16 protein-coding genes are annotated in these 26,996 nt (G+C 57.4%); 5 read left to right on the forward strand and 11 right to left on the reverse strand.

What is annotated here, in order from left to right; translation table 11 throughout:
• The first annotated feature begins 81 nt into the window (after positions 1–81).
• Entirely contained in the window at positions 82–2,325 is a 2,244-nt protein-coding gene (locus tag IEN85_RS06435; protein ID WP_191616262.1) for a pectate lyase family protein, read from the forward strand.
• 450 nt (positions 2,326–2,775) lie between these two features.
• Here IEN85_RS06435 and IEN85_RS06440 read toward each other — a convergent pair whose 3' ends face one another.
• The 4 genes from IEN85_RS06440 to IEN85_RS06455 are packed head-to-tail and all read right to left on the reverse strand — an operon-like array spanning position 2,776 to position 8,227.
• Positions 2,776–4,077: an ABC transporter permease gene (locus tag IEN85_RS06440; protein ID WP_191616263.1), complete on the reverse strand. Its 1,302-nt coding sequence runs from the start codon at positions 4,075–4,077 to the stop codon at positions 2,776–2,778.
• Positions 4,074–4,787, reverse strand: a complete 714-nt coding sequence (locus IEN85_RS06445) for an ABC transporter ATP-binding protein (RefSeq protein ID WP_191616264.1) — start codon at positions 4,785–4,787, stop codon at positions 4,074–4,076. Before IEN85_RS06445 ends, IEN85_RS06440 begins: the two co-directional genes overlap by 4 nt.
• Before the next feature lie 12 nt (positions 4,788–4,799).
• The gene (locus IEN85_RS06450) at positions 4,800–6,491 is read right to left on the reverse strand and encodes an efflux RND transporter periplasmic adaptor subunit (protein WP_191616265.1); all 1,692 of its coding nucleotides are present in this window, start codon (positions 6,489–6,491) and stop codon (positions 4,800–4,802) included.
• Between the two features lie 2 nt (positions 6,492–6,493).
• The gene (locus IEN85_RS06455) at positions 6,494–8,227 is read right to left on the reverse strand and encodes a TolC family protein (protein WP_191616266.1); all 1,734 of its coding nucleotides are present in this window, start codon (positions 8,225–8,227) and stop codon (positions 6,494–6,496) included.
• Positions 8,228–8,418: 191 nt separating this feature from the next.
• On the opposite strand from IEN85_RS06455, the gene IEN85_RS06460 reads away from it, so the two are divergent.
• Both IEN85_RS06460 and IEN85_RS06465 read left to right on the forward strand, forming a co-directional pair.
• Positions 8,419–9,801, forward strand: coding sequence for a glycoside hydrolase family 28 protein (locus IEN85_RS06460; protein WP_191616267.1), 1,383 nt, complete (start codon positions 8,419–8,421; stop codon positions 9,799–9,801).
• Positions 9,802–9,928: 127 nt separating this feature from the next.
• Positions 9,929–11,992 carry a hypothetical protein gene (locus IEN85_RS06465; RefSeq protein ID WP_191616268.1) on the forward strand — a complete coding sequence of 688 codons (2,064 nt, stop codon included), beginning with the start codon at positions 9,929–9,931 and terminating at the stop codon, positions 11,990–11,992.
• Positions 11,993–11,999: 7 nt separating this feature from the next.
• On the opposite strand, the gene IEN85_RS06470 is transcribed toward IEN85_RS06465, so the two are convergent.
• Positions 12,000–12,161, reverse strand: a complete 162-nt coding sequence (locus tag IEN85_RS06470) for a hypothetical protein (protein WP_191616269.1) — start codon at positions 12,159–12,161, stop codon at positions 12,000–12,002.
• Positions 12,162–12,340: 179 nt separating this feature from the next.
• Positions 12,341–14,779 carry a glycoside hydrolase family 88 protein gene (locus tag IEN85_RS06475; protein ID WP_191616270.1) on the reverse strand — a complete coding sequence of 813 codons (2,439 nt, stop codon included), beginning with the start codon at positions 14,777–14,779 and terminating at the stop codon, positions 12,341–12,343.
• A gap of 383 nt (positions 14,780–15,162) precedes the next feature.
• Between IEN85_RS06475 and IEN85_RS06480 the strand changes: the two genes are divergently transcribed.
• A complete protein-coding gene (locus IEN85_RS06480; protein ID WP_191616271.1) occupies positions 15,163–16,284 on the forward strand; it encodes a sugar kinase in 1,122 nt (373 codons plus the stop codon).
• A 118-nt stretch (positions 16,285–16,402) separates the two neighbouring features.
• Positions 16,403–17,752, forward strand: coding sequence for a Gfo/Idh/MocA family protein (locus tag IEN85_RS06485; protein ID WP_191616272.1), 1,350 nt, complete (start codon positions 16,403–16,405; stop codon positions 17,750–17,752).
• Positions 17,753–17,863: 111 nt separating this feature from the next.
• Here the strand turns inward: IEN85_RS06485 and IEN85_RS06490 are convergent, their stop codons facing one another.
• From IEN85_RS06490 to IEN85_RS06510, 5 genes are all read right to left on the reverse strand, one after another.
• Entirely contained in the window at positions 17,864–19,513 is a 1,650-nt protein-coding gene (locus IEN85_RS06490; RefSeq protein WP_191616273.1) for a rhamnogalacturonidase, read from the reverse strand.
• 73 nt (positions 19,514–19,586) lie between these two features.
• The gene (locus IEN85_RS06495; RefSeq protein ID WP_191616274.1) at positions 19,587–20,384 is read right to left on the reverse strand and encodes a rhamnogalacturonan acetylesterase; all 798 of its coding nucleotides are present in this window, start codon (positions 20,382–20,384) and stop codon (positions 19,587–19,589) included.
• A 379-nt stretch (positions 20,385–20,763) separates the two neighbouring features.
• Positions 20,764–21,399, reverse strand: coding sequence for a DUF3826 domain-containing protein (locus IEN85_RS06500; protein ID WP_191616275.1), 636 nt, complete (start codon positions 21,397–21,399; stop codon positions 20,764–20,766).
• Between the two features lie 216 nt (positions 21,400–21,615).
• The gene (locus IEN85_RS06505) at positions 21,616–24,807 is read right to left on the reverse strand and encodes a DUF4450 domain-containing protein (RefSeq protein ID WP_191616276.1); all 3,192 of its coding nucleotides are present in this window, start codon (positions 24,805–24,807) and stop codon (positions 21,616–21,618) included.
• Between the two features lie 16 nt (positions 24,808–24,823).
• The gene (locus IEN85_RS06510) at positions 24,824–26,983 is read right to left on the reverse strand and encodes a hypothetical protein (protein WP_191616277.1); all 2,160 of its coding nucleotides are present in this window, start codon (positions 26,981–26,983) and stop codon (positions 24,824–24,826) included.
• Positions 26,984–26,996: the final 13 nt, after the last annotated feature.

Raw genomic sequence — 26,996 nt, forward strand, 5'->3', positions numbered from 1 at the left:
TGTTACTTTAGATCAACTGTATTCAAAAACTGGACGGGCTGTTTTAGGGCGGTCCGATCCACGATCTCATTTTTATCTGTGATGAATTACCCCAAACCCTGCTTACGCGTCTTGATGGCCTTCGCTATCATGAGCGGATCATGCCTAGAGGCCGAAGGAATGGCGCCTCTGCGAGTCGACTTGAATGCCCAGGCTCGTAACGACATGGAGACCGAGCATTGGACCAACTGGCAGGCATCGGGTGCCGCGGCGAGTCGAAGTTTCGATGGTGTGACGGTTCGTTTAACCGCGGACAAGCGAGGCGGCGAACTCCGCTTCGAAGGAAGCAAGGCATTGATTGTGACGGGGCTTACCTTGGGCGCGGATGCGGCTGTTGTCGCTGGGGGTGAACCGTCTGTAATGACTTTGGAACTACGCGGGCTACCCGCGGGAACGCATACCTTCACCAGCTTTCACGGCAGTATAGGAACGAAGCTAGAGGGAGCGTATTCAGTTCTCGTAGATGGGGTGCCGCTTGCAAGGGTCACGCCTGCCGCTCAAGCTGAAAGCAACGAAGATCTGGCCAGCGCCTTTGTCAGATTCGAAGCGAAGCGTGGCAAGGCGGTAACGATTCAGATTGTTGCGGACGGCACCGACCCGGTGGTGCTTAATGGTTTCGCGATCGATGACACGGATCCGAAGCATCGGGCCTTGAAACCCTCGCCAGCTAACTACGAACGGCATGCTGACGGCGATCGTGGTCGCGTTCGATTGAGTTGGACTCCGGCTGACTCTGCCGTAACGCAAAACGTGTTCTTCGCCTCGGACCGGGATGCGGAGGAGGCGGTACGGCGGGTCGCCGCGGCCGAGAAGCACTCTGACAGCTTCTGGAACTCCGTGCCCCAAGGGCGCGCGGTGGAGGTCCCTATCGAGCCGAACAATTCGCTGCTGCATTACGCTTGGAGGGTCGATTCGATCGACCCGCACGGGAACGTGACGCGGGGGGACATTTGGCGTTTTAGGGTGCGTCATTTGGCGTTTCCGACTGCGGAAGGATACGGCCGATTCGCTATTGGCGGTCGCGGGGGAAGGGTCCTGCACGTGACCAATTTGAATGACTCGGGTCCCGGATCCTTGCGAGCTGCGGTGGAAGCCACCGGTCCGCGCACCGTGGTATTCGACGTATCGGGACTTATATCTCTGGAGTCGAAACTCGTTTTCGGCGAAGAAAACGAGTTTCTTACGATCGCGGGCCAAACGGCTCCCGGAAAGGGGATTTGCATTCGAAACTATACCTTTGGCGGAATTGGAAGCCGCGATACGATCGTGCGTTTCATCCGTCTGCGTATGGGCGATCTAGCGGGCGAAACGATGGACGGCATGGGGCTGGCGAGTGGCGATCACAGCATTGTCGATCACTGCTCGATCTCGTGGAGTATCGACGAAGCCTTCAGCTCGCGCGGGGCCAAGAACATCACCTTCCAACGAAACTTGATTTCCGAGGCTTTGAACGTGGCGGGCCACCGCAAATACGGCGAGAACAAGGGACATGGCTATGCGGGATCGATAAGCGGAAACGTGGGAAGTTTTCACCACAGCCTCTTGGCCCACAACGCTGGACGGAACTGGTCGCTCGCGGGAGCCATTGACCAGGCGAATCGCCACGCGGGGCGGTTGGATATTCGTAATATGGTGGTATACAACTGGCGGAACCGGACGACGGACGGGGGCGCCCGCGAAGTGAATTTCGTAAACAACTATTACAAGCCGGGGCCGGCTTCGGAGGTGATGACGTATTTGAATCCGCAATACGAAAATCCATCTTTCGGTCCGCAGCAGTACTATGTTTCTGGAAACGTAATGGAAGGTGTGGTTGGGCCGGAAGGTCCCGCCAGCGGCTATGAAGGAATGCGGGTGAGAGGCAAGCAGCCTTGGCCAGTTACGGTGGAGCAACCGTTTTTTGAATCCTACGTGACAACCCATAGCGCTGAAGAAGCTTATGAAAACGTGCTCGCGGACGTTGGCTGCAATGTGCCGATGTTGGATGATCACGACAAAAGAGTCATCCAAGAGGTGCGCACTGGGACCACGACTTTTGTGGGCAGCCGCTCTGGTTTGCCCGGTTTGCCGGATTCGCAAACGGACGTGGGAGGATGGGAGGACTATCCGGTAGTCCACCGTCCTGAAAATTGGGATACGGATCGGGATGGACTGCCTGACCAGTGGGAAGCTCGCAAGGGATTGGATCCTCGCGACGGGAAGGATGGAGCCGAAGATCCTGACGGAGATGGCTATACCCATTTAGAGGACTACCTCAACTGGCTGGCAGCCGGAAATACATTTTAGAAAACCTTTTTGTAGTACGGAGTTCGAAGAGGCGTGAGGGTGGGGACCCTTGCGTCTCTTTTTTTTGGGGGTGAGATTGGGTTGGGTTATCACGCGATTTATATGGGCCTCCTGCAACGCGGCGTGCCGCAAGCGGCAGCCCTACACTTTTAATCAACAAACAGCAGTCTACACTGCCTTGGGATGATACTTTTTTTGGGGGGTGAGATCGGGTTAGTTAGCATGTTAAGTGTTCTTTCACCGGGGGCCAGAGGTCCTGTCTTTGTCGTTCCTTGCATGCTAAGCCCTTCCGTAGGAAGCGACCTTGCGTCGCGATCAAGCGGTCTCCAATCGCGACGCAAGGTCGCTTCCCACAAGATGTTTTCTTTGCGAAGTTGCTGGTTTGAGATCGTTGAGATCCCTCTTGGGGTCTGCAGCGCGGTCGCTGGCTGAAGCTCAGCGCTACGGCGGCTACTCGTGGCGGAGGGCTTCTATGGGGTCGAGCTCAGCTGCTTGCGAGGCGGGGTAGATTCCAAATGCGATGCCGGTCAGTCCGGAAATGCCAAAGGCAAGGATCACGGACCAAGGCGTTATGATGGTGATCATGTCTGTGGAAATGGATACGAGCAGAGGTACCATGATACCAAGCACGACACCGACCAATCCGCCTCCGATCGACAGCACCACGGTTTCGATGAGAAACTGGGAAACGATGTCCTGCTTCTTGGCGCCGAGGGCGCGCCGTAGGCCGATCTCGCGTGTACGTTCGGTGACGGTTGCGAGCATGATATTCATGATGCCGATACCTCCGACGATGAGCGAGATGGCGGCGATGGATCCGAGTACGATGCTGAACATGCGTTTGGTGGCTTCGGCCTCGCGCAGGAGTTGAAGGGGGACGATCAGCTCGAAGTCGTTTTGCTCGTGGAAGCGGCGGATTAGGCTAGAAATCTGTTGCTCGGCGGCGATGACGGCTTCGGTGTTAGCCATTTTGACGATGATGCGGTGTAGCTCAACGGTCTCGGCGCTGAATCCTCCCGAGTTGCTGCGGACGATGGTTTCGCCGAAGCGGGATCGAGCGGTGGAAAGGGGAATATAGACGTTGTTGTCCAAGGCCTCACCTTCCATCTCTCCCTTTTGCGGGCGTTGTTCGGCAGTGCCGGTTTCGTTGATGATGCCAACGACTTGATAGTAGACGTCTTGTATCCGGATCGTGGATTCTATGGGGTCTTGATAGGTAAAAAGCCGTCTAGCCAATCCGGAGGTGATGACGCAGACATTGCGTTGATGCTTCTCGTCGATGGCCGCGAGGAAGCGCCCTGATACGAGTTCGACTTTCTGCAAGCTCGCGTATTGGGGGTGGGTGCCGATGACTTGGCAAGGTTCCTGGTTCTGGCTGAAGCGTACGTTGTCGCGCATGATGCGCATGGGCAGAACGCTTTCCACGTTGGGTATGGTGTATTGCAGACGGGACGCGTCGTCGTAAGTGAGGCCGTAGGCGCTGGCGAAGGTTTCGCCGCTCGAACCGGAGTCTTGCTGCTCGGGGGGCTTGACGCTGTTGATGATTATGTTGGTGGAGCCAAGGCGCTTGATGCGTTCTTGGGCTTCGTGGGAGGCTCCTTCGCCGATGGCGAGCATGGCGATGACCGAGCAGACTCCAAAGATCATGCCGAGCATGGTCAGGCCAGAACGCAGCTTGTGCAGCATGAGGCTCTTGATGCCGAGCAGCACGGAGGTGACGATGCGGTTTTGGTTGAGCTTCGCCTGGTTCATGGGCGGATCTTTTTGTCGTTGCGGATATCGCTGTCGACGAGTCCGTCTTTCATGCGGATGACGCGGTCGGCGCGGAAGGCAATGTCGTCGTCGTGGGTGACCATCACAATGGTCTTGCCCTGGTCGTTGAGCTTGTCGAGCAGCTCGAGGACCTCGGCGCCGGTCTTGGAGTCGAGGTTACCAGTCGGTTCGTCGGCCAGGATCATGAGCGGGTCGTTGACGAGGGAGCGGGCGATGGCGACGCGTTGTTGCTGTCCGCCGGAAAGTTGGGTGGGGCGATGGTCGAGGCGTTCTCCCAGCCCGACGAGCTCCGCCAGTTCGATGCAGCGTTGTTCGTGTTCCTTGAGGTCGACGCCTTGGTAGAGCAGGGGAACTTGGATGTTTTCGATGACGGTGAGCTGGGCGATGAGGTTGTAGGACTGGAATATGAAGCCGAGCCGCTTGCCTCGGATGGTGGAGAGCGTATCGTCGTCCATGACGGAGACGTCTTCTCCGCCGAGGAAGTATTGCCCGGAGGTGGGGCGGTCGAGGCAGCCGAGGATGTTGAGCATGGTTGACTTGCCGGAACCGGAAGGTCCCATGATTGCGACGTAGGATCCCTCTTCGATAGCGATATTGACGCCTCTCAAGGCGCGCACCTGCACTTCGCCCACTTGAAATATCTTTTCGATATCTCGAATCTCGATTATGGTTTTAGGTTCTGAAATCATGCCTGTGACGGGCTAGGTGTCTTGTCTTGGGCCAGATGGTTTGCGCTCTGGACGAGGCGCGTTGGAGGGGCGTTCGCGATTGACGGGACGAGGATTCTCGACTGGCGCGGCTGTCTCGTTCGCCTCGAGGTCGACTTCCTCGTCCTTTTGGATGATCGCTCCTCCCAAGTCGATGGATCCATCCATCGGAGGCGAGAGCAGGACGCGGTCGCCTTCCTCAAGGCCGGAAACGATTTCGATGTACTTGTTGTTGAAGAGGCCGATCTCAACCTCTACTGGTTTTGGCCCTCCGATGCCTTTTACGAAGCAGACTTGCTGTCCTTTGATAGTGGTCACGCATTGTATTGGAACGGTGATTACATCCTGTAGATTGGTGATAACGATCTCGGCTTTGGCTGATACGCCGGGCTTCACGTCCGGCAGCTTGTCCTCGATCACGATTTCCGTGTCGTAAACCTTCAAGTTAGAATTGCCGAAGGAGCTTTGCTGGTCGGGTAGTATTGCAATTTTGGTGACGCGTCCGCGGAAGCGGCTGTCTGGCATGGAGTCCAGAACGATGAAGGCTGTTTGTCCGATCTTGAGTTGGTTGACATGGGATTCGTGAACCTTGACCACTACCTTCATGCTCGAGGTGTCGGGAATCGTTACGATCGATTGGCGTTGGCGGATCTCAGCCCCTTCTTCGATGATGGACTCTCGGCTGTAGCGACTGCGCGGCTTGGCGTAGACGATCAAGCCGTCTTGAGGCGCCTTGATGTTTGTGGACTCCATTTGCTCCTGCATCTTTTTCAGCTTCGCTTCGCTCAAGTTGAGCTTACGTTCCGCTTTTTCGTAGTTGGCTTGGTTTTGCAGGATCTTGCTGTTGCCCTGAGTCTTGACTCGCTCGAGCTCCTCCTTTGCCTCCTCCAACTTTGATCTGTATTCAGCTTCCAACTTCGCGAGGTCGTAGTCTGAGAGCATCTTTTTCACGCTCTTGGCCTTTTCCAGGCTTAGCGACTGTTTAGTGACGGCTAGCTTGTCGCGATCGAGATTGCCTTTGGTTTCGAAGCCTTCCTCGGTGAGCTTCTCCGACCAATCGAGTTTTTCTTCAGCTAGCTTGAGGGATTCCTCCGCAGTGAACACTTCGATTTGGGCGTTGCGCATCTCCTGCTCCTTTTCGATTTGCTCGAACTTTTGCAGGTCCATCTCCGCGAACTTTACGGCGAGCTCTGCCGAGCGGATATCGCTTTCGACTTCGCTGCGGGTGATGGTTACGTCGGTTTTGGACTTGATGACGTCGGCCTTGTCGTCCTCGTAGCGAAGCAGCTGCTCGTTTAGGTCCTTCTCCGCCTCGGCGGTATCGAGTTGTACGATGAGGTCGCCTTTCTTGACGTAGGTGCCTTCCGGGATGATGTAGATGATACGGGAGGTGCCGTCGACCTCGTTGCGGACGGTGACCTCCTTGACCGCTTGCAGCGAACCGCCTTCCACGATGCTCACTAGAAAGTCGGATCGAGTGACCTCGTGGTAGTTGAAAGCGTCTTCGTCGGAGCCTCCGCCGAAAAGTGCGATGAAGAGCAGGCTGACTACGACTGCTGCGGAGAGGGAAGTGACGATGGGGCGGCGTTTGTAGCTTCCCGCGAGGAAGGCGCGGCTCTTGAGGGCGAGTTCCCTGAGCTTGGCGGGGAGTCGGGGCTTGTCGGCGTCCTTGGGTGTGTTGGTCATGGCTAAAGATTGAAAAGTTGGTCTGGTGTGATGACGGATCCGTCGCTCTGGACTGTTTTGGAAAGAGACGCTTCGGAGTCGAGGGCGGACAGGTCGACTTTGCTTGCTTCCGTCAACCAGAAGCGATCGGTATCCGTGTCGATGATACCGATGAAGATGAGGAGACCAAGGCGAGCTTCCAGGTAGTCGACGATGGCTCCAGTTTGGGCGTTTTGAGCGGAGATGAGGTTGTCTTGGGCATCCTCTAGGTCGCGGTAAATCCCTTCGCCCGCCTCGATGGAAAGCTGGGCGCCGAGCACGCTTTTTTCTGCTAGGACAACTGCATTGGACTGGATCTCGTAGTTTTGGCGGAGACGTTCCAGGTTTTGGAAGCTTTCCTCGATTTGCGAACGCAGCTGGTCGAGCGTGAGGCTAAAGGAACGGATTTCCGACTCGAAGCCAATCAAAGCGCTCCTGTAGTTGTTCCGTTGGGACAGCTTGTTGAGAGGGAGGTCGAGCGTTAGCCCGACATCGCGGCGCACGCGATCGAAGTCGAATTCGTCGTATCGATTGTCGTCGAGGCTGTCGACCGTAGCGCTCGCAGAGAAGCCGAGTCCCGGTTTCAGCTGGTCGGCCGCGATAAGGGTGCGGCGCTTTACGTCCTCGAACTGGTCGATTTCGTTGAGCAATGGAAGACGGTGCTCGGTGGCGAGTTGGTAGCCGAGTTGGGCATCGAGCTTATGCAAGATGAGGCCCTTTTCCTTCAAGGATTCCATTTCGGAGTCCTGCAGGCGGATCTCCACTGTTTGGGGAAGGCCGAGAGTGATCTTGAATCGGTCGAGCGAGTTGCGGTAGGCGACGATGGAGTTGATGTAGCGATTGCGGGCGGACAGCTCGGATTGCTCGGCTCGGTTGACGTCGAGCGCTTTGGCTCGGTCTACGGATCGGGCTTTCAGGTACTCGGTCGACTTGATGCGAGACTGGTAGTTCTTGTATTCGTTGTAGACGGTATCCTTGCGCTGGAGGAGGCGGAAGTAGTCCATCACCACGGACACGGCGAACTCGTTCTCGAAATGGGCGAAGTTCCGCACGGAGTAGATGACATCGCGTTGGGCTTGGGTGAGACGCTCGGCTGCGACCTTCTTCCCAGCTCCCCTTAGCAGCGGTTGGGAGATGCTGAAGCTCAAGGCGGAGGAGAGGGATTCGCTGGAAGGGTTGGAAACGAAGCGCAGGATGTCGTTGGCTATATTCAGGCTCAGGTCCGCTCCGGTCGCCAGCAGTAGTCCGACTCCCACGTCGGTGCCGATCGAATCGGTTTCTTCGCCGTCGGCGCTGATAATGCGACGAGCTGAGCTGCGAGCAAAGAACTGCGGTCGGAAGGCGTGGCGTTGCCCGGTGAGGCTCAAGGCGGTGAGGTAGAGACGCTCTTTTTCGTTTTGGTACTGGCGACTGCTTCGGGTGGCAATCGCGAGGGCGTCGCTCAAGCTGAGGTTTAGCTGTCCCTCAACGCTGCGGTCCGCAAAGATTTCCTCGATCCGGATTTGTTTCGGGTTGCGGTTCGAGTATTCGGTTTCAATTGAAAAATCCGATGGCGTTCCGAAAATCTGCTCCTCGACTTGAGAGACGACTTGGTAGGCCGCTTTGTCGGCCCGTTTTCGATAGGATTGGGTCGTGCAACCGGTCCATGCGAGGGAAGCGGCAAGGGTCACCCCTGCCACGATCGAATGGCTTACTTTAGAAGGTGAGTCCTTTTCCATGCTAGCAACCGACTTTATAGCGCAGGGAACCTTACCGTATGGTTACCGGATTGGAGATTGGGTGGTTTCCTTTAAGAAACGCGCTTTGAGTTTCCCCGGTTCGTTGACAGGGGGGCGTGCTGGGTTTTTGGTTACAGCTCCTATTACTCCGCTGGCGAAAACTCTGTTCCCCAGCAGCTACCCCAATTGATATGAACTTTGTGATCAAACACTCCTCATCCTTGGCATTTTGCCTTCTAGCACCTTTTGGCCTATGGGCCTCCACCGAATTATCTGTCGACGCGCCAGCGAGTTGGTCGGTCGCCGAATCGATTGTGGAAACCATCGAGCTGCCTGACATTCCGCAGCGCAGCGTCTCGATCGAGGCGTTTGGGGCCGAGCCGGCTCCAGCCGATTCGAGGAAGGCGATCATGAGCGCCATCGCCGCCCAGGCGAAAAAGGGAGGGGGACAGGTGGTCATCCCGGCTGGCGAGTGGTGGTGCGATGGGCCGATCCACCTGCAGAGCCGGATCGACTTGCACTTGTCCGAGGGGGCGCTGCTGCGATTTTCCGGCAGGGCGGAGAGCTTCTTACCGGTGGTGAAGACGCGTTGGGAGGGAACGGAGGTGTTCACTTATTCCCCGCTGATCTACGGTCGCGATGTGGAGGACGTGGCGATTACGGGAGAGGGAACGATAGACGGCAACGCGGAGAGCGAATTCCTCGCGTGGCACCCCAAGGCGGAACCCGATTTCCATCGCTTGCGCAAGATGGGCTTCGAGGGGGTGCCCGTGGAGCAGCGTCAATTTGGAGCGGGTACCCATCTCCGTCCGCCATCGGTGCAGATTTTCGGAGGCAAGCGTGTTCTGCTTTCTGGATACAAGGTAATCAACTCGCCGTTCTGGGTGAACCACTTGGTGTACGTGCAGCATGCCACGGTGCGGGATCTGCGCATCGACAGCCATTTCCCGAACAACGACGGCATCGACGTGGAGTCCAGCTCCCTAGTGCTGGTGGAAGGAAACGTATTTCGCACGGGAGACGACTCGGTGGTGATCAAGTCCGGCCGGGACCTGGATGGTCGCACAATCGGCATTCCCAGCACCCATATCGTAGTTCGCAACAACGACCTCGGCGGTGAGGACGGTATCGGGCTGGGGAGCGAAATGTCGGGCGGGATCAGCCATGTCTACTTCACCGACAACATTCTGCGCAGCGGCATGTCCGCCTTCCGCTTCAAGTCGAATCTGGACCGCGGCGGCTTGGTGGAGAAGATTCGTTTACGCAATTTCGAGGTGGGCTCCTTCGATACCCTCTTCTGGTTCCAGTTGAACTATCCGAGCAAGCTAGGGGGCAACTTTCCGGCGACCTACCGGGATATCGTTTTCGAGGACATGTCAGTGGAAGAGGTCAAGGTGGTCTTCGAAGCTCACGCCCCGGCGGCTTCCCCGTTGCGGGATGTGCAGTTTCGAAATATTCGTATCGAAAGCGCGGATACACCCTTTATCGTTGAGAACGCGGTGGATCTTGAGTTCGAGAACGTACGGATCGGCTCCCAAGTCATCGATGGAGAGTTGAGCTGGCGCGAGCAGTAAAAGAAATGGCGTAGGGCTGGCGCCGACGATCGACGATCCGCCCTAAAGCAGTTCGTTGATTGACATTTGCGTTTTGCCGTGACGGTTTGGGTGCCTTTAATGAAATAAGGTTAGAAACTGAAATAGTATGAAATACAAAAGCATTCTCGGAATTGCTGCGTTAGGAGTTTCCTTGTCAGTGCTTGGCGCGAACACTCTAGAAGAACGGTATCCCCTTGCGGAAGGGGTATTTGAGGAAATCCGCAAGTCACCATTGATCGAACGCGCCTTGCTGGACCCAGAGTACTTGCCACGCCTGGAGGAACCGGCGGTAGAAAGGGCGCTGCGCTCCCGATTGGCGGATGCGCGTTTCCGGCGGTTTGGCGATGGACGCTCGGTACGTGTCGAATTGCTGCAGGGCACCTTATTGGACCATCCTGCCATCGTGCTCGAGTACCAGACGGATTGGAAGGAGTTCACCTCGCTTCCCTCGGGCGGTCCGCAGCAGAAGGATCCCGTGATGTTGGGCAACGGACGGGACTCGGCTTGGAACCGGACTTTTTACGGGGGCACGGATGACCCCGACGCTCTGGCTGCCTTCGAGGCTCTCCTGCAAGAACGACGGGAAGCGCCTTCCAACAAGCGCCACCTGATGGACGAACGCTTCGTGAAACTGGCGGAAAAATACCTTCCGACGACGCCATTAAGCGAGGTGAGGCAGAATGTCGTGGAGACAATCGAGGCTCTGGTCGAAGCGTTCAAGCCCTATGGCGCCCAGACGCTGGCTGCTCCCGAACTCGGTAACTATGGGGCAAAGATCACGGAGGGACTCTATCTCTACATCCGAGATTTTCCGCGTTCCGCTCCGACACGCTTTGAACACGATCCCTTCTTTTGGCTGATTGTATCCGGAGGTCCACGACAAGTGCCAGCCGATTTCATTCCGGCATTCCCAGGAGCCGAAGGGTTTGGAGCCCTGGCGACAGGAGGTCGGGGCGGGCAAGTGATTTACGTTACGAACACGAACCCCGACGGCCCTGGAAGCCTCAAGGAAGCGTTGGAAACGCAAGGCGCGAGGACGGTGCTTTTCGCCGTGAGCGGGCAAATCGATTTGCCGGACGATACTTGGATCACCCAGGGAGACTTGACGCTGATAGGCTACACGGCTCCAGGTGAAGGAGTGGAAATCAACGGACGTCTTTGCATGGCGGCCAGCAATATCATCATGCGCGGCATGCGTTTTCGTCTGCGGCCTCCCATGGTCAAGGATGGCATGAGTACCCGCGGTCGACTGGAGAATATCATTTTCGACCATTGCAGCTTCGCATACGCCAGCGACGAGCTGCTACGCATGATTGGGGGAGAGTCCTCCTTCTACGGTTTCAGCATCCAATATTGCCTGCTCGGTCCGGGCTTGGCCGGTTTGGGCGATCATCCCTACGGGCCTGAAGTCGGAGGCTATGGAACGTTTCACCACAACCTATTTTATAACACACTCAGCCGCTCGCCGGAAATCGACTGCGTATTGGTGGACTGGAGACACAATGTAATGGCTAACATGCGCAGCGGCCATTCGCTACGCCCGCACAGCCGCTTCAATATGGTGGGGAATTACATCATCGATATTCCAGGGAATCCGAATCGCTACAGTTTTAACTCCAACGACACGGCTTTTCTCGCGGAAAACTGGGTCGAACATGGCGATGAGGTCGAACCTTTCGCATCGGACTATCGGAGCGCCTTTCTGGAATCGGGGCATACGGTGATGCCGGTCACGAAGACCGATCCCCTGGAATTGGTAGCGCTTCTCACCCCGATTGCCGGCGCCTACCTTCCAAACCGGGACAGCACGGATTTGCACTTCATCGAGAGGTTCAAATCCCGCGAAAGCAAGCTGCCGCACCTGAAAGGTGGAAAGTGGAAGCCGTACGGAAACGAGAACGACAACATGGAGCTCTACGAAATGTGGGAGGATGCGAACTTTCCCCCGCCCGCCGAGGGGGCCACACTCGCTGACAAGGATGTTGACGGCGACGGGATGCCCGACTCGTGGGAGGAAGCGCATGGCTTGCGGCCCAATTACCGTCGCGACGGAGCGCAGGACGCCGATCTAGATGGATACACGAACTTGGAGGAGTTTCTGAACGGAACCGATCCCAACGAGTTTGTGGACTATACGGTTCCAGCGAACAATCTGCATACGCTGCACTAGTGTCCTGTCACGGGTCGAACGTCGCATGCGTCGTAGCGCTGAGCTTCAGCCAGCGGTCGTAGGGAGTAGATCCTGTTGTGCGGGCGTCGGCTAATGCTTGGGTTGAGGTGCGTACTCGGAGAAGCCGCGCCACCTTGCTCGGCTTGTATCCGAAAAGTGGTTCGTTCACGAAGACTATGGATTTCGTTGGTGATGCTTTCGATTGTTTGTAGGGCTGCCGCTTGCGGCATGCCGCGTTGCAGCTAGGGGCTGCGATTAGGTTTCTGTGGCGTAGCGCGAGCGCCAGCCCTACGAAAAACGGGATGCCGCGAGGCATCCCTTTGTTTTTTGGAAAGTGTGCGTCTTGCTCTACTTGAGGAGTTTGCTGACTTCTACTCCAGCGAGGATGAAGGGGCCGACTCCATGTGGGCCGTTGTCGACGATGTCCTCTTTCATGTAATAGTCGAAGCTGCCGTCGCGACCGAAGCCGAGGCCGGCGACCTTGCAGACATCTTTAAGGCTGAGGGAGCCGTCTGCGTGGAAGGTGATGAATTCGTTGACCATTCCTTGGTAGCCTTTGATGACAGCATCTTTGTATTTGTCGGACAAATACCCTTCGTTGATGGCCTTGGCCATGAAGTAGACGAACATGGAGCTGGAGGATGATTCCGTGTAGTTGGCCGGATGCTCGGGCTTGTCGAGCACTTGGTACCAGGTGCCTGTATCTGGATCTTGGACACCGACCAGGGAATCGGCGACCTCTACCATGAGCTTGATCATGGTTTTTCTCAGATCTTTTTGCGATTCGGGCAGGAAGTCCATGACGTCTACGAGCGCCATGGTGTACCAGCCGTAGCCGCGGGCCCAAAACTCGGCGGACAGGCCGGTCTTCTTGTCGGCCCAGCTTTGTTCGCGGGACTCGTCCCAGCCGTGGTAATAGAGGCCGGTCTTCGAGTCGCGCATGTGTTTGCGGGCGATTTCGAACTCGTGCACGGCGGTTTTCGCTTCGGAGCCGTCTTCGAACAGTTGGCTGTAGTGGGCGAGGAAGGGCATGCCCATGTAGACGCCGTCGAGCCAAAGTTGGTTGGGATAGATCTGCTTGTGCCAGAAGGCGCCTTCGGAGGTGCGAGGGTGGTCTGCGAGCTGGGCGCGGAGGTGCTCGGAGGCGATCTTGTACTTTTCGTCTTTGCTGCGTTCCCAGAGGCGAAGCAGGAACTTGCCGGAGTTGATCATGTCGATGTTGAAGCTCTTGGCGTTGTATCCGGTGATGGTGCCGTCTTCTTCGACGTAGGAGTTCATGACCTTGTCGGCGTAGCTGCGAAGATCGGCGCGTTGGGTGGCGGCTGCTGTGTCGTCGATGGCCTGCATGAGGAGACCGGTGGTGTAGGTCCATTTGGCGATTCCTTCGCGGTCGGGGTCGTATTGATTGAGGGCCAGTCCATAACCGAGGCGCTTCATTTCGGATTCCGACATTTGCACGCTGTAGCCTAGGGCCCGCTCAGCGGTGAGGGGGCCTTGCTTGTTTGCTAGGTCGAGCGTAGTGACGACTTCCCTACGTACGGGAAGGGTGAGCTTTTCCATTTGGCGGTCGAGGTAAGCGACAAAGGCTTCCTTCGAACCGATGCCGTTGGGCTCCTTCTCCCAGGTGGAGCAGAAGTAGTAATCGTAGCCGGTGTTGCCGGTTTCCACGACGGCGACGTAATTGGAGTCGTCTTGCGTGATTTTCTCCAAGCTGCCTTTGCGGAAAAAGACGGCCATGCCGAGGTAGTCGTCGTTGAGGCTTTGCTTGCCCCAGCTGGCGATGTAGGTCCAAGCTCCGAAGTTGGAGATGTCGCGGTCGCCTTCGATGAGCTCTGTTCCGGCGTGCTTGACCAGTCCGATGGCGATGGGACCGGGGACCTCACTGTATTCAAGATCTACATGCACGAGGTGGCTGCCGGCTTGCATGGAGAGGGTGGCGTCGAGATCGACCTTCTTACCGGCGATTTCCCAGCCCTTGTACTTGATATTGAACGAGGACTGCAGGTGTGCGTTTTCCTTGATCGTTGCGTCCCAGCCGTCGACCGCGGAGACAATGTCCACGCTCTTGCCATTCCAGTGTCCGTAACCTCCGGTGCCGAGGGATTGGCCCACTTTTAAGGTATCCATGCCCCAGTCGGCGAGGTGGTGGTAGGACTCGAAGCCGTCTTGTCCGATGTTGTGCAATGCCAGTTCGTGCTTGGTTTTGCTGAAAATGTCGAAGCCGTTGCGCCTGTCTAAGTAGACGCGGTAGGCAACTTTGTCGGATTCGATGCCTAGGCCTTCGTAGCGTATAAAGAGAGAATGATCCTTGTGCTGGGCGGGCGGAGTGAGGCTTTGCACGTTTTCGAAGCCGGTGCCGCCTTCATAGACTTGGCCCACCCATTTACCTCCGACGGCGCGGGATATTTCGGCTTGGGTGCGTTTTGGGAAAGCGTTTGCGTTGGCTACTTTCGGCGCGACCAAGATTTCGATCTCTCGGCTTTGGCCGGGAGTGAAATCGAGTCCCACTATGAAGCGGTCGAATGAGCCGTCGCCGTCGTCGTCGACAGATTGGCTGGGGAGGGAGAGGTCTCCTTCCATGGCAACGAGCTGATTGCCTCTCGGATCATTCTCTCGCAGGCCGAGGTCGAAGAGGTCGAATGAGACGATCTCGTCGGAGCGTTGGTAGTCGCTGGGGTTCGTCAGTTCGACGGTAGCGATGGATTCGTTTGAGGAAAGGGCAGCCACAGCGAGACTAGGTGCCAAGAGGCTTGTGAGCGCGATAGCCTTACACGAGTTAGTTTTCATTGTTATTTTTTGGGTTTTGAAAGGTTTCAGGGTAGAAAGGCGACTGGCGTTGATGGTTTTGACGCAGAGATTTCGAACTGTCGCGTAGGGGGATGTGAGTCGGGACGGTGAGTTCTTTCAATTGTTTATATGGTGATAGTTCGATCGAATGATTCGAGGACCAGATAGGTTTCTTGCACAATGGTTGAGCAGCCTCATGCAATAACCATCGGGGGGCTGCTTTTTTTTATCATGTAGTTCCTTCTAGTTGAGCTGGTTGATGGAGGACGGGCCCACTGAAGCTACGATCCAGTCGTTTAGCTTTGGTAAAACGAAACCTCCGATATAGGCCAACACGTGTATGATCTTGACTTCGCCTATGGCAAGACCGATTTGTTTGCAGTATGCCCTCTAGTCACCCCAATGGAGAGAAGGATTTTCGCTTTGACTGTGTATCGTTAGGTGAAGTCATGCTTCGTTTTGACCCTGGTTGCGAACGCATTCGCGAGACGGAAAGCTTTCACGTGTGGGAAGGGGGCGGCGAATACAATGTGAGCCGCAGCTTGAGCCGTTGTTTCGGACTGAAGACCTCAGTGGTGACGTCTCTGGTGGACAACGAGATTGGGCATCTGCTGGAGCGTTTGATCGAGAAGGGGCGGGTAGATACGAGCTTTATTCGCTGGGTACCCTTCGACGGTACGGGCTTGGCGGCCCGCAACGGATTGAACTTCACTGAGCGCGGTTTTGGACTACGGGGGGCGATTGGGGTGTCGGATCGCGGGCATTCTGCGGCATCGATGATGGGGCCAGGAGATATTGACTGGCGCGATATTTTCGCAAAACAGGGCGTTCGTTGGTTGCACGTGGGAGGAATCTTCGCCGCCCTGGGGCCGAGGACCGCTGAACTGACTTTGGAAGCTTGCCGGGCCGCGAAAAGGGCAGGCACGATGGTCAGTTGTGACTTGAATTACCGGAGTTCGCTCTGGGAGCGTGAGGGCTTTGACGCCGATAAAACGCGTTCGGTACTGCGCAAGGTCGTTGGGCAATCCGACTATTTGCTGGGAAGCCAATTCGATTTCGAAAAATGCTTGGGACTGAAGTTCGCCGAAGGCGCAGAGGGGAGCTCCCTGAGCGATGAGACTTTGTTCCGGTCCAGCGCGCCAGCAGTGGCCAAGCGCTTTCCCAAGCTTAAGGCTTTGGTCATGACTTTGCGCAAGGTTCGCAGCGCCAGCGTGAACGATTGGGCGGCTATCGGTTTGCAGGACGGGGAGTTCGTTTACAGTCGAGAGTTCCAGCATTTGGAGATTCTCGACCGGGTGGGGGGCGGAGACGGTTTTGCCAGCGGATTGATCTACGGCTTAATGAAATTCGGGCAGCTTTCCACCGCCCTCGATTACGGGATTGCTCATGGGGCCTTGTCGATGACGACTCCGGGGGATACCTCGATCGCCACCTTGAGGGAGGTGGAGGCCTTGCTGGAAGGAGTGCGGGCATCCGAATCTAGAGCGTGGAGAACTGCGGGCTAGTTCCAATGGATTCGAGAGCCCTTGAAATGGTTTTACCCTAGCGATGATTTCGTTTGGCATTAGCGTCTCAGAGTTGTTGAACTGATTTTTCCTTCGAGTCGTCGTTACCCCTTACCCCATGAATAGAAGAAATTTTGTTAAGACCTCCCTCTATGCGGGCAGTTTGCTCGGTTTTCCCTACGTGTCCTCCTTGTCAGCCAAGCCTGGCAAGAGCGATCGCTTGAATGTGGCCTATGTGGGAGTCGGCGGCCATGGGGTGCATGCATCCCAAGGAAACCGCACCGAAAACACGGTTGGCTATTGCGATGTGGATGAGCGGCGCGCTGCGGAGACGTATTCAATGTTTCCTGACGTCCCTCGCTTTCGCGATTTCCGTGTGATGTTCGACAAGTTGGGAAATGGGATCGATGCGGTGGGTATTTCCACGCCAGACCACACTCATTTTCCAATCGCAATGGAGGCGATGCAGCGGGGATACCACATCTATTTGGAAAAGCCGATGGCTCACACTATCGAGCAGATCCGAATTCTGAGGGCCGCTGCAAAAAAGTACGGCGTGACCACCCAGCTCGGCGTGCACGGGCACAGTTTCGCGGGCTTGCGGGTGCTGAAGGAGTGGCTCGATGCGGAAGTGGTCGGGGAAGTGACTGACATTCACCTTTGGACGAACCGCCCGCGCGAAAGCGACTTTCACACTTACGAACAAGACGCGCCTGAAGAACCGATTCCGGATGGAGTCTCTTGGGATCTCTGGCTGGGACCAGCGAGGTATCGCCCTTTCAACAACATTTATCTTCCCAAGAGTTGGCGCGGATGGTGGGATTTCGGCAATGGTCCTTTGGGAGACATCGGAGCGCACATGTGGGACGTCTTAGAGTTCTGTTTCGAATTGGGAGCTCCGAAAACGGTGTCTGGAATCAATCCGCGCATGTCGGATGTCGGCACGCCGCGCTGGTGCAAAGTCGACTACGAGTACGCTGCCAAGGCGGGGCGTGGTCCTGTTAAGGTGCGTTGGTACAGCGGAGAAAAGGACGGGCAACCACACTTGCCGGAGAACCTGCCTCACTGGCCCGAGGGCGATCCCTTGAAGGAGAGCGCTGGTATGTATTTCGTGGGTACGGAGGGTGCTCTCTATTTTCCGGACATGCGGGCTAAGTCTGCCCCGATCGTTCTGCCACAGGAGCGTTGGAAGGATTTTCGTAGGAATCTCCCTCCGAAGACCTTGCCGCGTATCAAGGGCAGTCACTATTCGGAGTTTTTTTCTGCGATCCGAGAGGGTCGACGCGCCAACGCGGATTTCGAATATGGAGCCACTTTGAACGAGGGCGTTTTGGTCGGCAATCTCGCTCTCAAAACAGGAAAGACAATTCACTGGGACAGCGAAAACATGAAGGCGATCGGCGTACCGGAGGCGGACCAATACATTCGATCTCCCGAGCCGAGAGAAGGCTGGAAATATACGCTTTAGTCGCTCCCATTCAGTGGGAGCGTGCTTGTCACGCGATTGCCAGAAAGGATTTGAGAGTTAAGTGTACGCTGAGAGCGTCTTCGGAGAAGCCGCGCCACCTTGGAGCGAATTTCAGAGTTGAGGGCCATCTGCCAGTCCGCTTGCGTCGCGTGCGTGAAAACTGGATACGTCGGTCATAGACCAAGATTTCTCATGGTAGTCACCTGAAAGCTGAAGGTCGCTGAAGCGGGCGCCTACTACGTCTTCCAGCAGGATCGCGGGGCGGGCGTCGTAGCTGAGGGCCCGGAACTCCACGCCGCGTAATTGGAGGTTCTTCACATGACGGGCGAACATGCCCCAGGAAGGCATGGTGCCAAAATTATAAGGGTCGGGATAGTCGCGTTCGTATTCGGGAACCACTCGCTGGGCTTGCTGAGCAGTGCCTCCGCCGCGGTAGTGAAATTGTAAATTGGAGAGAACGACGTCCTCGATGGGATGCCCTGAGAGTCCGGCGATGATGATGCCATGTTCGGGAGCGACGTTCCAAGCAGTGACGTTGTCGATAAGAATTCTGGATACGGTACCCGGTCCGGTAGCGTCGGGATTGCGTAGTCGGGCTCCGAGGCGAATGAATATAGGGGCGTTTTGCACGTCCCGCATGGTGATGTTGGATACGGTGATATCTTCCAGCACGCCGCCGTCTACCTGCTCGAAGGCAAGGCCGCGGCAGTGGTCGAAGGTCGTATTTGAAATCGTGATATTCCTGAATCCGCCGCCTGCTTCGGTGCCGAGCTTGATGCGTCCGTGCGGGCCGCCGCGCGTTTTCCAAGTGCGTTTGCGGGTGCCGTCGTAGAGGGTGCCTTCGTCGTAGCCGCTGACGGCGCAATTGGTGATGGTGACGTTTTCGGTAGTGCGAGGGCGGCCGAGAGCGTGCGAGGACTTGAGGCAGATGGCGTCGTCCCAGGGGGAGTTGACGGAAGTGTTTGAGATGCGGACGTTTTGGCAGGCGTCGATGTCGATGCCGTCGCGATTGGTGTCGATGAGGAGATTGTCGATGGTGAGGTTGTCTACTTCGGTGGTGATGATGGCGAAGTGGCCACCGTGGAGAATGCTCAGGTCACGCATCGTGACGTTGCGGCAGTTTAGCAGGGCAATGGCCTTGTTGGCGATTCCGGCGGCGAGAGTGTCGCGCTGGTTCGGGTGACCGAAAGGACCGGGAACGACGTCAGGGCGATGGGGAATTTCGAAATCGCCGTCGGCTGCCAGCACGTCGGGCAGAAGTCCGTCGATGGCGGGTGGGGGCTGGGATCCGTAGGGCGCAGCGTGAGGACCGTTGCCGCGGCTCAGTCCACGTCCGAAGATTTTACCGGGGCCTAGGATCGATACGCCTTCTAGGCCTTCGCCCCAGATGAGGCTATTGCGGAAGTGGGAGTGTCCAAAATCCTGATACTGATTCCAAGGATTGGGCTCGGGGGCATCGTATCCTCTTTCAGAAGTGGGTTCGGCTGCGATCAAGGTGGCTCCGGCGTCGATCTTTAGAGTGGTATTACTTTTGAGGCGGAGGGTGTAGGACAGGTAATCGCCCGCTGGCAGCAGCACGGTGCCGCCTCCGCTTTCAGCGGCGGCGTCAATGGCCGCGTTGATTGCGTCGCTGTCGATGGCGATACCGTCGCCCTGCGCTCCGTAGTCTTTGACGTTCAAGACACCATTCGAGCCGAATGCGGTGGAAGTGAGAAAAGCAAAGAGGAAGTAGGAAATGGGGAGCTTTTTGTGGAGTAGCATTTTTGTTGATATTCAAAAGGGAGATAAACGAGGTCTCGAGCGCTTATTCAACGAAATGCGAAGTCACTGTTTCCTATTGCTTGATTGGTATGTCTAGGTGATTGGCGAGTTCTAGGGCAAGGGTGGCGGCGTGAAGTTGTGCTCCGGGAGCGCGGAAATGGGTTTTGCCTTGGTACATCGTTTCGACCTTTTCGGGGCCGAGGGCGTCGAGGATGTCGGTGACGCGACTGTTGAGGTCGATGTAAGGGACGTTCTCTTGGAGGGCAATTTGTCGGGTCCATTCTCCGTGGCCTTCTGCATCACGTACGATCTTTCCCTCTTGCCACGACTTGCGCACGGTTGGGGAAACGAGGATTGGGTGGAGTTTCGCGGCTTTGGCGTCGCGGAGCATTTCGCGAAGGTAGGAGCCGAAGCTTCGTACGGTTTCTCGCTCTCCGGTTTTAGTGTTGAGCAAGGTTTCGGATTCGTTTCCTAGACCTGGGAGGGAGCCTCTGAACATAGAGGCTCCAATCGCGGTGGCGTCGTTGTGCCCGAACTGGATGATGACCCAGTCTCTCGGTTTGCTTTGCTCCAAGAGCTCAGCCCACCAACCTTCGGAAATGAAGGTGCGGCTGCTGCGTCCGCCTTTAGCGAGGTTGACGACTTCGAGTCGGTCTGGATCGAAGTGTTCGCCTAAGAATTCTCCCCAACCGTATTGCGGGCGTTTGTTGGTTTGGGCGGCAGTGGAGTCGCTAGCGATGAAGAGTCGGGGGATGTGGTGCTCAGCTTGCTCGGGGCTGGTTGCGTTGGGGGCGGCGGACGAGAATTGTAGGGTAGTGAGGGAAAGAGCGATTAGGCAGTGACTTGCCAGGAGGTGTAGGGGGGAGGTCATTTTTAGGAGTAGTTATTGCTGTGCACAGGGGTGGAGGGATTGGGTTCACGGTAGGATTTGCTTGGGCGCTGCGTGTACTTGGCGTATTCAGTTTTTAGGACAAAAAGTGTGAGCATGGGAGATGCTTTTGTTCGCATCGCTTGCTGGGCTCGCTGGATCCGGTCTGAGACCGGCAATGATCGCTTCACTCGAGGATTTTTGGATCGTGCATCGCGGCGTGCCGCGAGCGGCAGCCCTACGGCGTGTGTCGGGTTTGGAGTTGGGAATCGCGTGACAAGCGCTCTCCCACGACTTAAATGCGGGAAACGCCGCCTGAGCTTTGATACTGTGGCGACGTTCGTGGATTTGTCGCCTAGGCCTGCGACCTACAGGGGGCATGCTAGTCTCCGTAAGTCTCTCTGTAGGTCTTGGCGAGGGCGTGGAAGTCGTAGCCTTGGGCGGCGATGTAGTTGTTAATGATGCCTCGGTACTTGTGAGCCCATTGCAATTGTAGCTTGGGCTCGACCTCGAGCATCGCGTTCTCGCGCATTTCTACCAGCAGGCCGACAATGTGGGCGCGTTCTGGATACGTGAGGTCGGGAGCGAGGCGGTCGAAGCGTTGCAGCTCCAGCTGGTACCAGTCACTGGTGAGGCCGTCCTTGACGCGGTCGACGCGGCCGGGGACCATGAGGGTGTTGAGCTGGGCAACGTAGGCGTCGCGCAGGGCGATCGCGAGGCGTCGGTGCTTTTTCCAGGCGTCAGCAGTTTGTTCGTGGATTTCCGGAGCGGCGTCTGGCGCGTCGCCGATTGCTGAAAGTTCTTTGCTTCGTTGCTGGGAGATCGTAGCGATGTCCTTGAGGTAGTTTGCGGTCAACTCGATGGCACGTTCGCTTTGCTCAGTATCCATGAAACGCATCGGCTTGATGATGGAGCTTGCCTTTTCCGCCGGTGTGGGAGTATCGGCGGCTTGGCTTGCTGGCGAGAAGCCGAGCAAGGCGGATAGGAGGAGTATGGCGATATTTCGTTTATCGAGCATTTCGTGTTTGTTGGTTTGGTTAGAAATATTGAGTTGGCGTCGGCTTTATTTTTGGCACATCCCAATTAGCGGGAATGACTTTTTGCTGTTGGCGATGCTGTAGGGCTGGAGCTTGCTCCACGCCGCGTTGCAGGATGACGGGTTGGGAACTGCGGCACGTCGCTAGCGACGGCCCTACAAAACAGTCAGCGATTTCCACTGCGTTGGTGATGAACTTTATTTTTCCAAGGTGAGGGCCATAAGGCCGATGACGACTTCGGTGGAGAGTGCCTTGAGTTCCAAGTGGGAGAGCTTCTTTTGCGGGTCGAGGGTGTGGGTGAGCACGGTGGCGGATCCACCCTCAATCGCGTAGGCTTGGTCGGCGCTGGATAGTGGGTCGTAGTTACGGAACGTTCCGGTGGCGAGGTCGAGCCGCAGCGGATAAGGACCTGGATGCTGGAACTGGAAGTCGTTGACGAAGTAATCTTGGTCGATGGGCCACCAAGTGGTGGGATTGTGCAGGGCAAGCTCGGTGAAACTGCCGTCGGTGTAGTGAAAAACAACTACGCCGTTGTCGATGTGGGATTGCATCCAGTTTGTGGAACCGGCCAGGAGGAGGTAGGCCCTGCGGGCGTCTCCTTTGACAGGTACGGTGATGCTGTTTGGGTAGTTGTCCCAGAGGGAGACGAAGGCGATGTTGTTGCTCTCTGGCTCGGTTGGAGTAGTGAGGGGAATTTGGTTGGGCAGGTTTAGTTTGCCTTCGTTGTCGGCAGCGGTTTGGCGAACTCCGCGGTCGTCTACTTCGTACTGTCGTTTGTAGGCGCCGGCCCAACCGCCGATGCCCTGCTTGGGGATGGCGAGGGAGACGAAGGGGGATCGCGGGCTGCGATACTCTTGTTGGAAGATCTCGGTCACCTTGGCGTTGAAGGCCCCGCTAAGGTCGACGGGAGCGGTTAGCCTTGCTGGCACGGTCTTGCTCCAGTCGATAGCATCCACCGTGACGGAAGGCGTGTATTGGAAATCTGGAGGCGTGAAGGCTGCTTTGGCGGGGAGGGTGTAGCTAAGGGTGTAGTTTTGTTGGCTGGGAGTGAAGATAGCCTGATGGTATCCGTGTCCGTTTTGGTTGAGCGTAGCAAGTTTGCTCGGTTTAGTTCCGTCGAGGCGGATGCTGCCCGGGATCGCGTGCAGCGGGAGCTGCAGGATGAGCTGGGTTTCGGCTGGAAATTGGGATTCGACGGTGAGGCTTACCTCGTCGCCTGTCTTTTGGTAGTTCAGGGCGATCGAGCTGTGCTTAAGTTGGGCAGATTCCCAATCCTGTGGGAAGCCGGGGCGCAGGGTGAGGTTTTGCTCAAGTAGGTTCGGTTGCACGCCGAAGAGGCCTTCCACGATGGCGCGGGAGGTAACTCCGGAGCCGTCGGCGAAGTCTCGTTGGGATTCGCCGCGGTAGGCGTCGAGGAAGTTCATGGAGCCAACGTTGCCCGGGCATATGCCGGCGAACATACTGGCGATGAGGGAACCTTTGGTGAGGCTCCAGGCTTCCTCGGAGCGACCCGCTTGCCAATAGGCGAGGGCAGTGTGTATGTTTTCCCCCATGACAACGTTGTTGACGGACCAATCGTAGGGGAACCAGTGGGAGCTGGAAAAAACCCAGATGGGGTTAGAGTCGGCGAGTTGGGGGTAGGAGAGAAGACGGTGTGGAATGGATTGGTCGACGTATCGAGTCATTTGATACGCTTCTTCTGGATCGGCGATTTGGCTGTCGATGGTGTGGTAAATGCTCCAAACGCCGGCCGCCTTGTGTTGGCGTTGCAGGCCAAGCCAGTCTTTGTATTCGGCGAAGTAGGACGCGTCGCCGTTCTCGACCCAAAGCAGTTTTCGCATGGCTTTTTCGATGGCTTGCGCTTCGTCGAGGAAAGGTTGCGGGTCTTCGCCGATCAGGGCGGCGAGGCGGGCAGCTTCGCGATTGTGGAAGGCGTTGTACGCGGAGGTGTAGGCGACGCCTCCGCCATTGTAGCTCATTTCGTCGCTGGCCCAGATGGCGGCGTAGGCTTCGTAGAGGGGAAGCTTTTCGCCGTCGATTTCGTATTCGCGGCGGAAGAGGCGTCGTTCCCAGGCTAGGTGACGTTCGATGACCGGCCAGAGTTTTTTTCCGAATTCGATGTCGCCCGTCCAGCGGAGGTGGCGGAAGACGGCGTCGAAGTAGACCAGGTTCATGTCGTAGTGCGAGCGCGACAGGGTGCCGTTGCTGTGCAGGGCGGCTTCGGAGCGGGCGAGGTTTCCGTCTTCGTCGGGTCCTGGAATGACGTCGGGAATGGGGGAGGTGTCTTGGCGAGTGGACCAGTACTCGAGGTGAGCGCGAGAGCGTTCGTGCCAGCCAAGGGCGTCCATGGCGTAGGGGCCGCGCCAGCCCAAGAGTTTACGGCGCCAGGCGATGGCTCCGTGCATGACGGCTTGCTGGGGCTCGTCCCAGGTCGCGTCGGCCCCGATGCAAAGTGCGGCCACGGCCGCGTCGAAATAGGGGTCTGGGGTGTGGACTTCGAGTTGGGTGGCTCGCTGTTGGCGGATGGTCTGGCTTTCGGCGTAGCGTTGGGGAAGTTGCTTGGGGGAGAAGCTGGCTTGGGAATCGGTCTCGTTCGGTAGCTTTTCCCAAGAGAAGTAGAGCGGCTTTCCGTTTAGTTGGTTTGTGGATACGAGAAGGGGGCGATCGGTTCGGACGGCGTTGGAGTCGGATGCCTGTTGAGCAAGCAATTGCAGGTCTTGCCAGCAAGCGGCGTCGACGGCTTGCAGTTGGGCATCTTTTGAGAGGAAGGCTTGAATGCGGCCTTTAGGGGCGGTGAGCAGGTAGCTTTGACCAAGTGTTGAGTAAGTGAATACGTTGTCGCGACAGAACTCAGGCTTGAGTTGGAACCATTCGCTAATGGGGACGTCTTCGGTGCCGATATCGCCGTCGCGCTGTCCCCGCTGCCCGTTCAGTCCGCCGTAAACGGCGAGGATGCGAAGATCGGCTGGCGCGTTGGGGCATTCGATTTCGACAAGGAAGCTTTCGGTGTGGTACCTACCGAGGGCGGTGAGTTGCAGGGTTGCTCCCTCCAATAGGGGATCTTCGATCAGGTAGGCGAGCGAGCCGGGGATATAGCGGGGTTCCACGGATTCAGCTTCATGTATCCATTTCGTGGTTTCGCCTCGTTGTAGCGCGAACCTTACATTGCCGCCGCGACCTGGCAGGTAGAGCACGAATTCGGGGATGTCTCCTCCGTCGACCCGAAAGGCGGTGTTTCCCCCGTAGAGGGGGCGGTTGAATCGCTCGTGGTCGTGGATGGCGACGAAAGCGCCGTTGTCCGGTTCGTAGCGGAGCTGCTGCCCAAGCGATTCGGGAGTGGTTGAACGAAAGGGTGATGCCGCGGCCAAGAGCGTGAGTGCAAGGAGCATGGTAGGTTCGGCTGACTTAAAGAAGAGGGCTGAGGCCTTCGGCTCTGATGGTCCAGGTGCCGTCCTTAGGGAAGCCGGGGTGCTCGACTTGGCAACCTTCCCAGCCGGCGACCATGAGGGCGAGGGTGGAAAGGAAGGATCCGTTGGCAGGCAGGTAGACGGCGATTTCCGGGCGCGACTGGTTGGCGGAGCGGCGAACGCGGTCGCTGCCTTGCGGGCAATGGCCGTTGGCGTTGTAGACGTTGTTGGGGCCGTCGCGAAGAAGGATTTCTAGGGCTTCCTGCGGGCGGCCGAGGCGGGTGGCGGTCATGGCGATCATGGGGTAGTCCCAGCCCCAGATCTTGGCTTCCCAGTCCCAGTGGGCGATGACGCCGTCGAGGGTGGCGTGCATGATGTCGCGGTTGACGTAGTCGGTGTCCGGGAGAAAACCCAGCGGCATGAGCATTTGCGGGTGGTCGTGGCGGCTGTCGATGTTGTCCCAAGTATCTGGATGCGACTCGAGGGCGACGTACATGCCGTGGGCTTGGGGCAGCTCGGGCATGTGGGCGATAGCGTGGTCCCACTCGGGATGACGGGGCAGGGAAAGGGCTTCGCGCCACTCTTGGGCGATTTGCAGGGCGAGTCGCCAGTAGGCGAGCTCGAAGGAAGGGTTTTGGCTGGTAGCTTGGTCGTGGATTTCTTGGGCGATCCAGAGGGGAGGTCCGAGCAGGTATTCGCCGCGTTCCTCGTCGAAGTGGAGCATGGTGGCGAGGCAGTCGGCGGTATCGAGTACGAGCTCGGCGTAGCGGCGCAGGGTTTCCTCGCTGCCGGATTGCTTCCAGAGCATGTGGCTGAGGTGGATGGGATGGGGCTGGTTCCAGAAGATCATAGGATTGCCGCCGGGGCTTTCGCGCATGTCCGGTCCGGTCATCTTTGACCAGCGAGCGCCACGCAGGCCGCGGCTTTCGGCGAGCAGGCGGGCGTTGGGGAGATTGTCGAGGAACCACTGGAGGTTGGTTTCCGCGTATTCACTTTTTCCCCACGGGATGAAGTGGCCGATGTTCCACCAGGTCATTTCGGTGTGGTGCTTGCCGTACCAAGTGTTGCAGGTGAGGCCGCTTTCTTGGGGCGGGACGGGAGCGACGCTTTGGGCGGCGGTGAGGTAGCGGGAGAGGATCATACGTTTCTCCAGCTTATCAGCTAGAGGGTTGGTGCTGCCGGCGAAGTCGACGGCGGCTCCGGTGGACCAGAAGGTTTCCCAGCGATCGCGGCCGCGCTGGAGTGCGGTTTGGTAGCTAGGGGCTGCGTCAGCGAAAGAGGCGTAGCGGAGGGTGAATTGGGTGGAGTTTGGAGTTTGGAGCTGGGCTTCGACGCCTTTTCCGATGAGGAAGGAGTGCGTGTCCACTTGTTGGAGCGCGTTGGAGCAGGTGGCGAAGTAGTGGGTGCTTTCGACTTCGCGAGCGATGGTATGCTGGTCTACGAGGGTTGAACGGTGCGAATCTGGGCTGGTCCAGTCGAGCCCCGGGGTGTTTTTGACTGCGAGGTCGTGCCCTTTGGGGAAGTCGAGACGGGCGTGGAGCTTGCCTTGGGCGACGAGCGGGGAATCTATTTTTACGGCAATCGTATCCGTCGCGGCATCACAGGTCGTGGTGACGGTGACGGCTTGGCCAGCAAGCGTGAAACTGCTGGTGATGACGCCTTGCCAGAGGTCGAGGGTTTGCTGTGGGGACTGGATGTCAGACTCGGCGAGCTGTCCGTTGGGAGCGTCGTCCCAGACGAGGGAGAGCTGGCCGAGCGGGTGAAGGCGAGGGTTGCGGCGCAGCCAAAGTCCGGCCTCGGTGCTGGTGCCGCGGGAGGGGAGAAGGATGGTTTTGCCGTTGGGCTGGACGAATTCGACGCTGGCGTCGGCCAGGGTGTAGCCTTCGGCGTTTTCCTCGGTGACCCAGCACCAGCGGGCGAGGGTTTCGAGGGGAATGGCGTTTTGGTGGTAGGCCTCGCCGAAGCTTTGCAGGCCGGTGATGTCGACGGTGAAGGCAAAGGCGCCGTTGCCTACGGTGAGGGGGGCGCCGTAGTCGATGGCGGTGAGGCTGGGGTTGTGGCGGGAGACCACGGCCTGGCGGTCGATGGGCGCGGGAGCGCTGGCGAGAACGCTTGTTGCGAGATGGATGGAGAGGGTGAAAATGAGGGGTAGTTTCATTTCGTAGGAGCGT

The organism is Pelagicoccus enzymogenes (assembly GCF_014803405.1).
Lineage (GTDB): Bacteria > Verrucomicrobiota > Verrucomicrobiia > Opitutales > Opitutaceae > Pelagicoccus > Pelagicoccus enzymogenes.

Bases quoted from the DNA above. Each gene is read 5' to 3' on its own strand.
- IEN85_RS06465 (WP_191616268.1), top strand. From the start codon at position 9,929: ATGAAATACAAAAGCATTCTCGGAATTGCTGCGTTAGGAGTTTCCTTG.
- IEN85_RS06450 (WP_191616265.1), bottom strand. From the start codon at position 6,491: ATGACCAACACACCCAAGGACGCCGACAAGCCCCGACTCCCCGCCAAG.
- IEN85_RS06505 (WP_191616276.1), bottom strand. From the start codon at position 24,807: ATGCTCCTTGCACTCACGCTCTTGGCCGCGGCATCACCCTTTCGTTCA.
- IEN85_RS06440 (WP_191616263.1), bottom strand. From the start codon at position 4,077: ATGAACCAGGCGAAGCTCAACCAAAACCGCATCGTCACCTCCGTGCTG.
- IEN85_RS06475 (WP_191616270.1), bottom strand. From the start codon at position 14,779: ATGAAAACTAACTCGTGTAAGGCTATCGCGCTCACAAGCCTCTTGGCA.
- IEN85_RS06490 (WP_191616273.1), bottom strand. From the start codon at position 19,513: ATGCTACTCCACAAAAAGCTCCCCATTTCCTACTTCCTCTTTGCTTTT.
- IEN85_RS06500 (WP_191616275.1), bottom strand. From the start codon at position 21,399: ATGCTCGATAAACGAAATATCGCCATACTCCTCCTATCCGCCTTGCTC.
- IEN85_RS06480 (WP_191616271.1), top strand. From the start codon at position 15,163: ATGCCCTCTAGTCACCCCAATGGAGAGAAGGATTTTCGCTTTGACTGT.
- IEN85_RS06485 (WP_191616272.1), top strand. From the start codon at position 16,403: ATGAATAGAAGAAATTTTGTTAAGACCTCCCTCTATGCGGGCAGTTTG.
- IEN85_RS06460 (WP_191616267.1), top strand. From the start codon at position 8,419: ATGAACTTTGTGATCAAACACTCCTCATCCTTGGCATTTTGCCTTCTA.
- IEN85_RS06455 (WP_191616266.1), bottom strand. From the start codon at position 8,227: ATGGAAAAGGACTCACCTTCTAAAGTAAGCCATTCGATCGTGGCAGGG.
- IEN85_RS06495 (WP_191616274.1), bottom strand. From the start codon at position 20,384: ATGACCTCCCCCCTACACCTCCTGGCAAGTCACTGCCTAATCGCTCTT.
- IEN85_RS06445 (WP_191616264.1), bottom strand. From the start codon at position 4,787: ATGATTTCAGAACCTAAAACCATAATCGAGATTCGAGATATCGAAAAG.
- IEN85_RS06435 (WP_191616262.1), top strand. From the start codon at position 82: ATGAATTACCCCAAACCCTGCTTACGCGTCTTGATGGCCTTCGCTATC.
- IEN85_RS06510 (WP_191616277.1), bottom strand. From the start codon at position 26,983: ATGAAACTACCCCTCATTTTCACCCTCTCCATCCATCTCGCAACAAGC.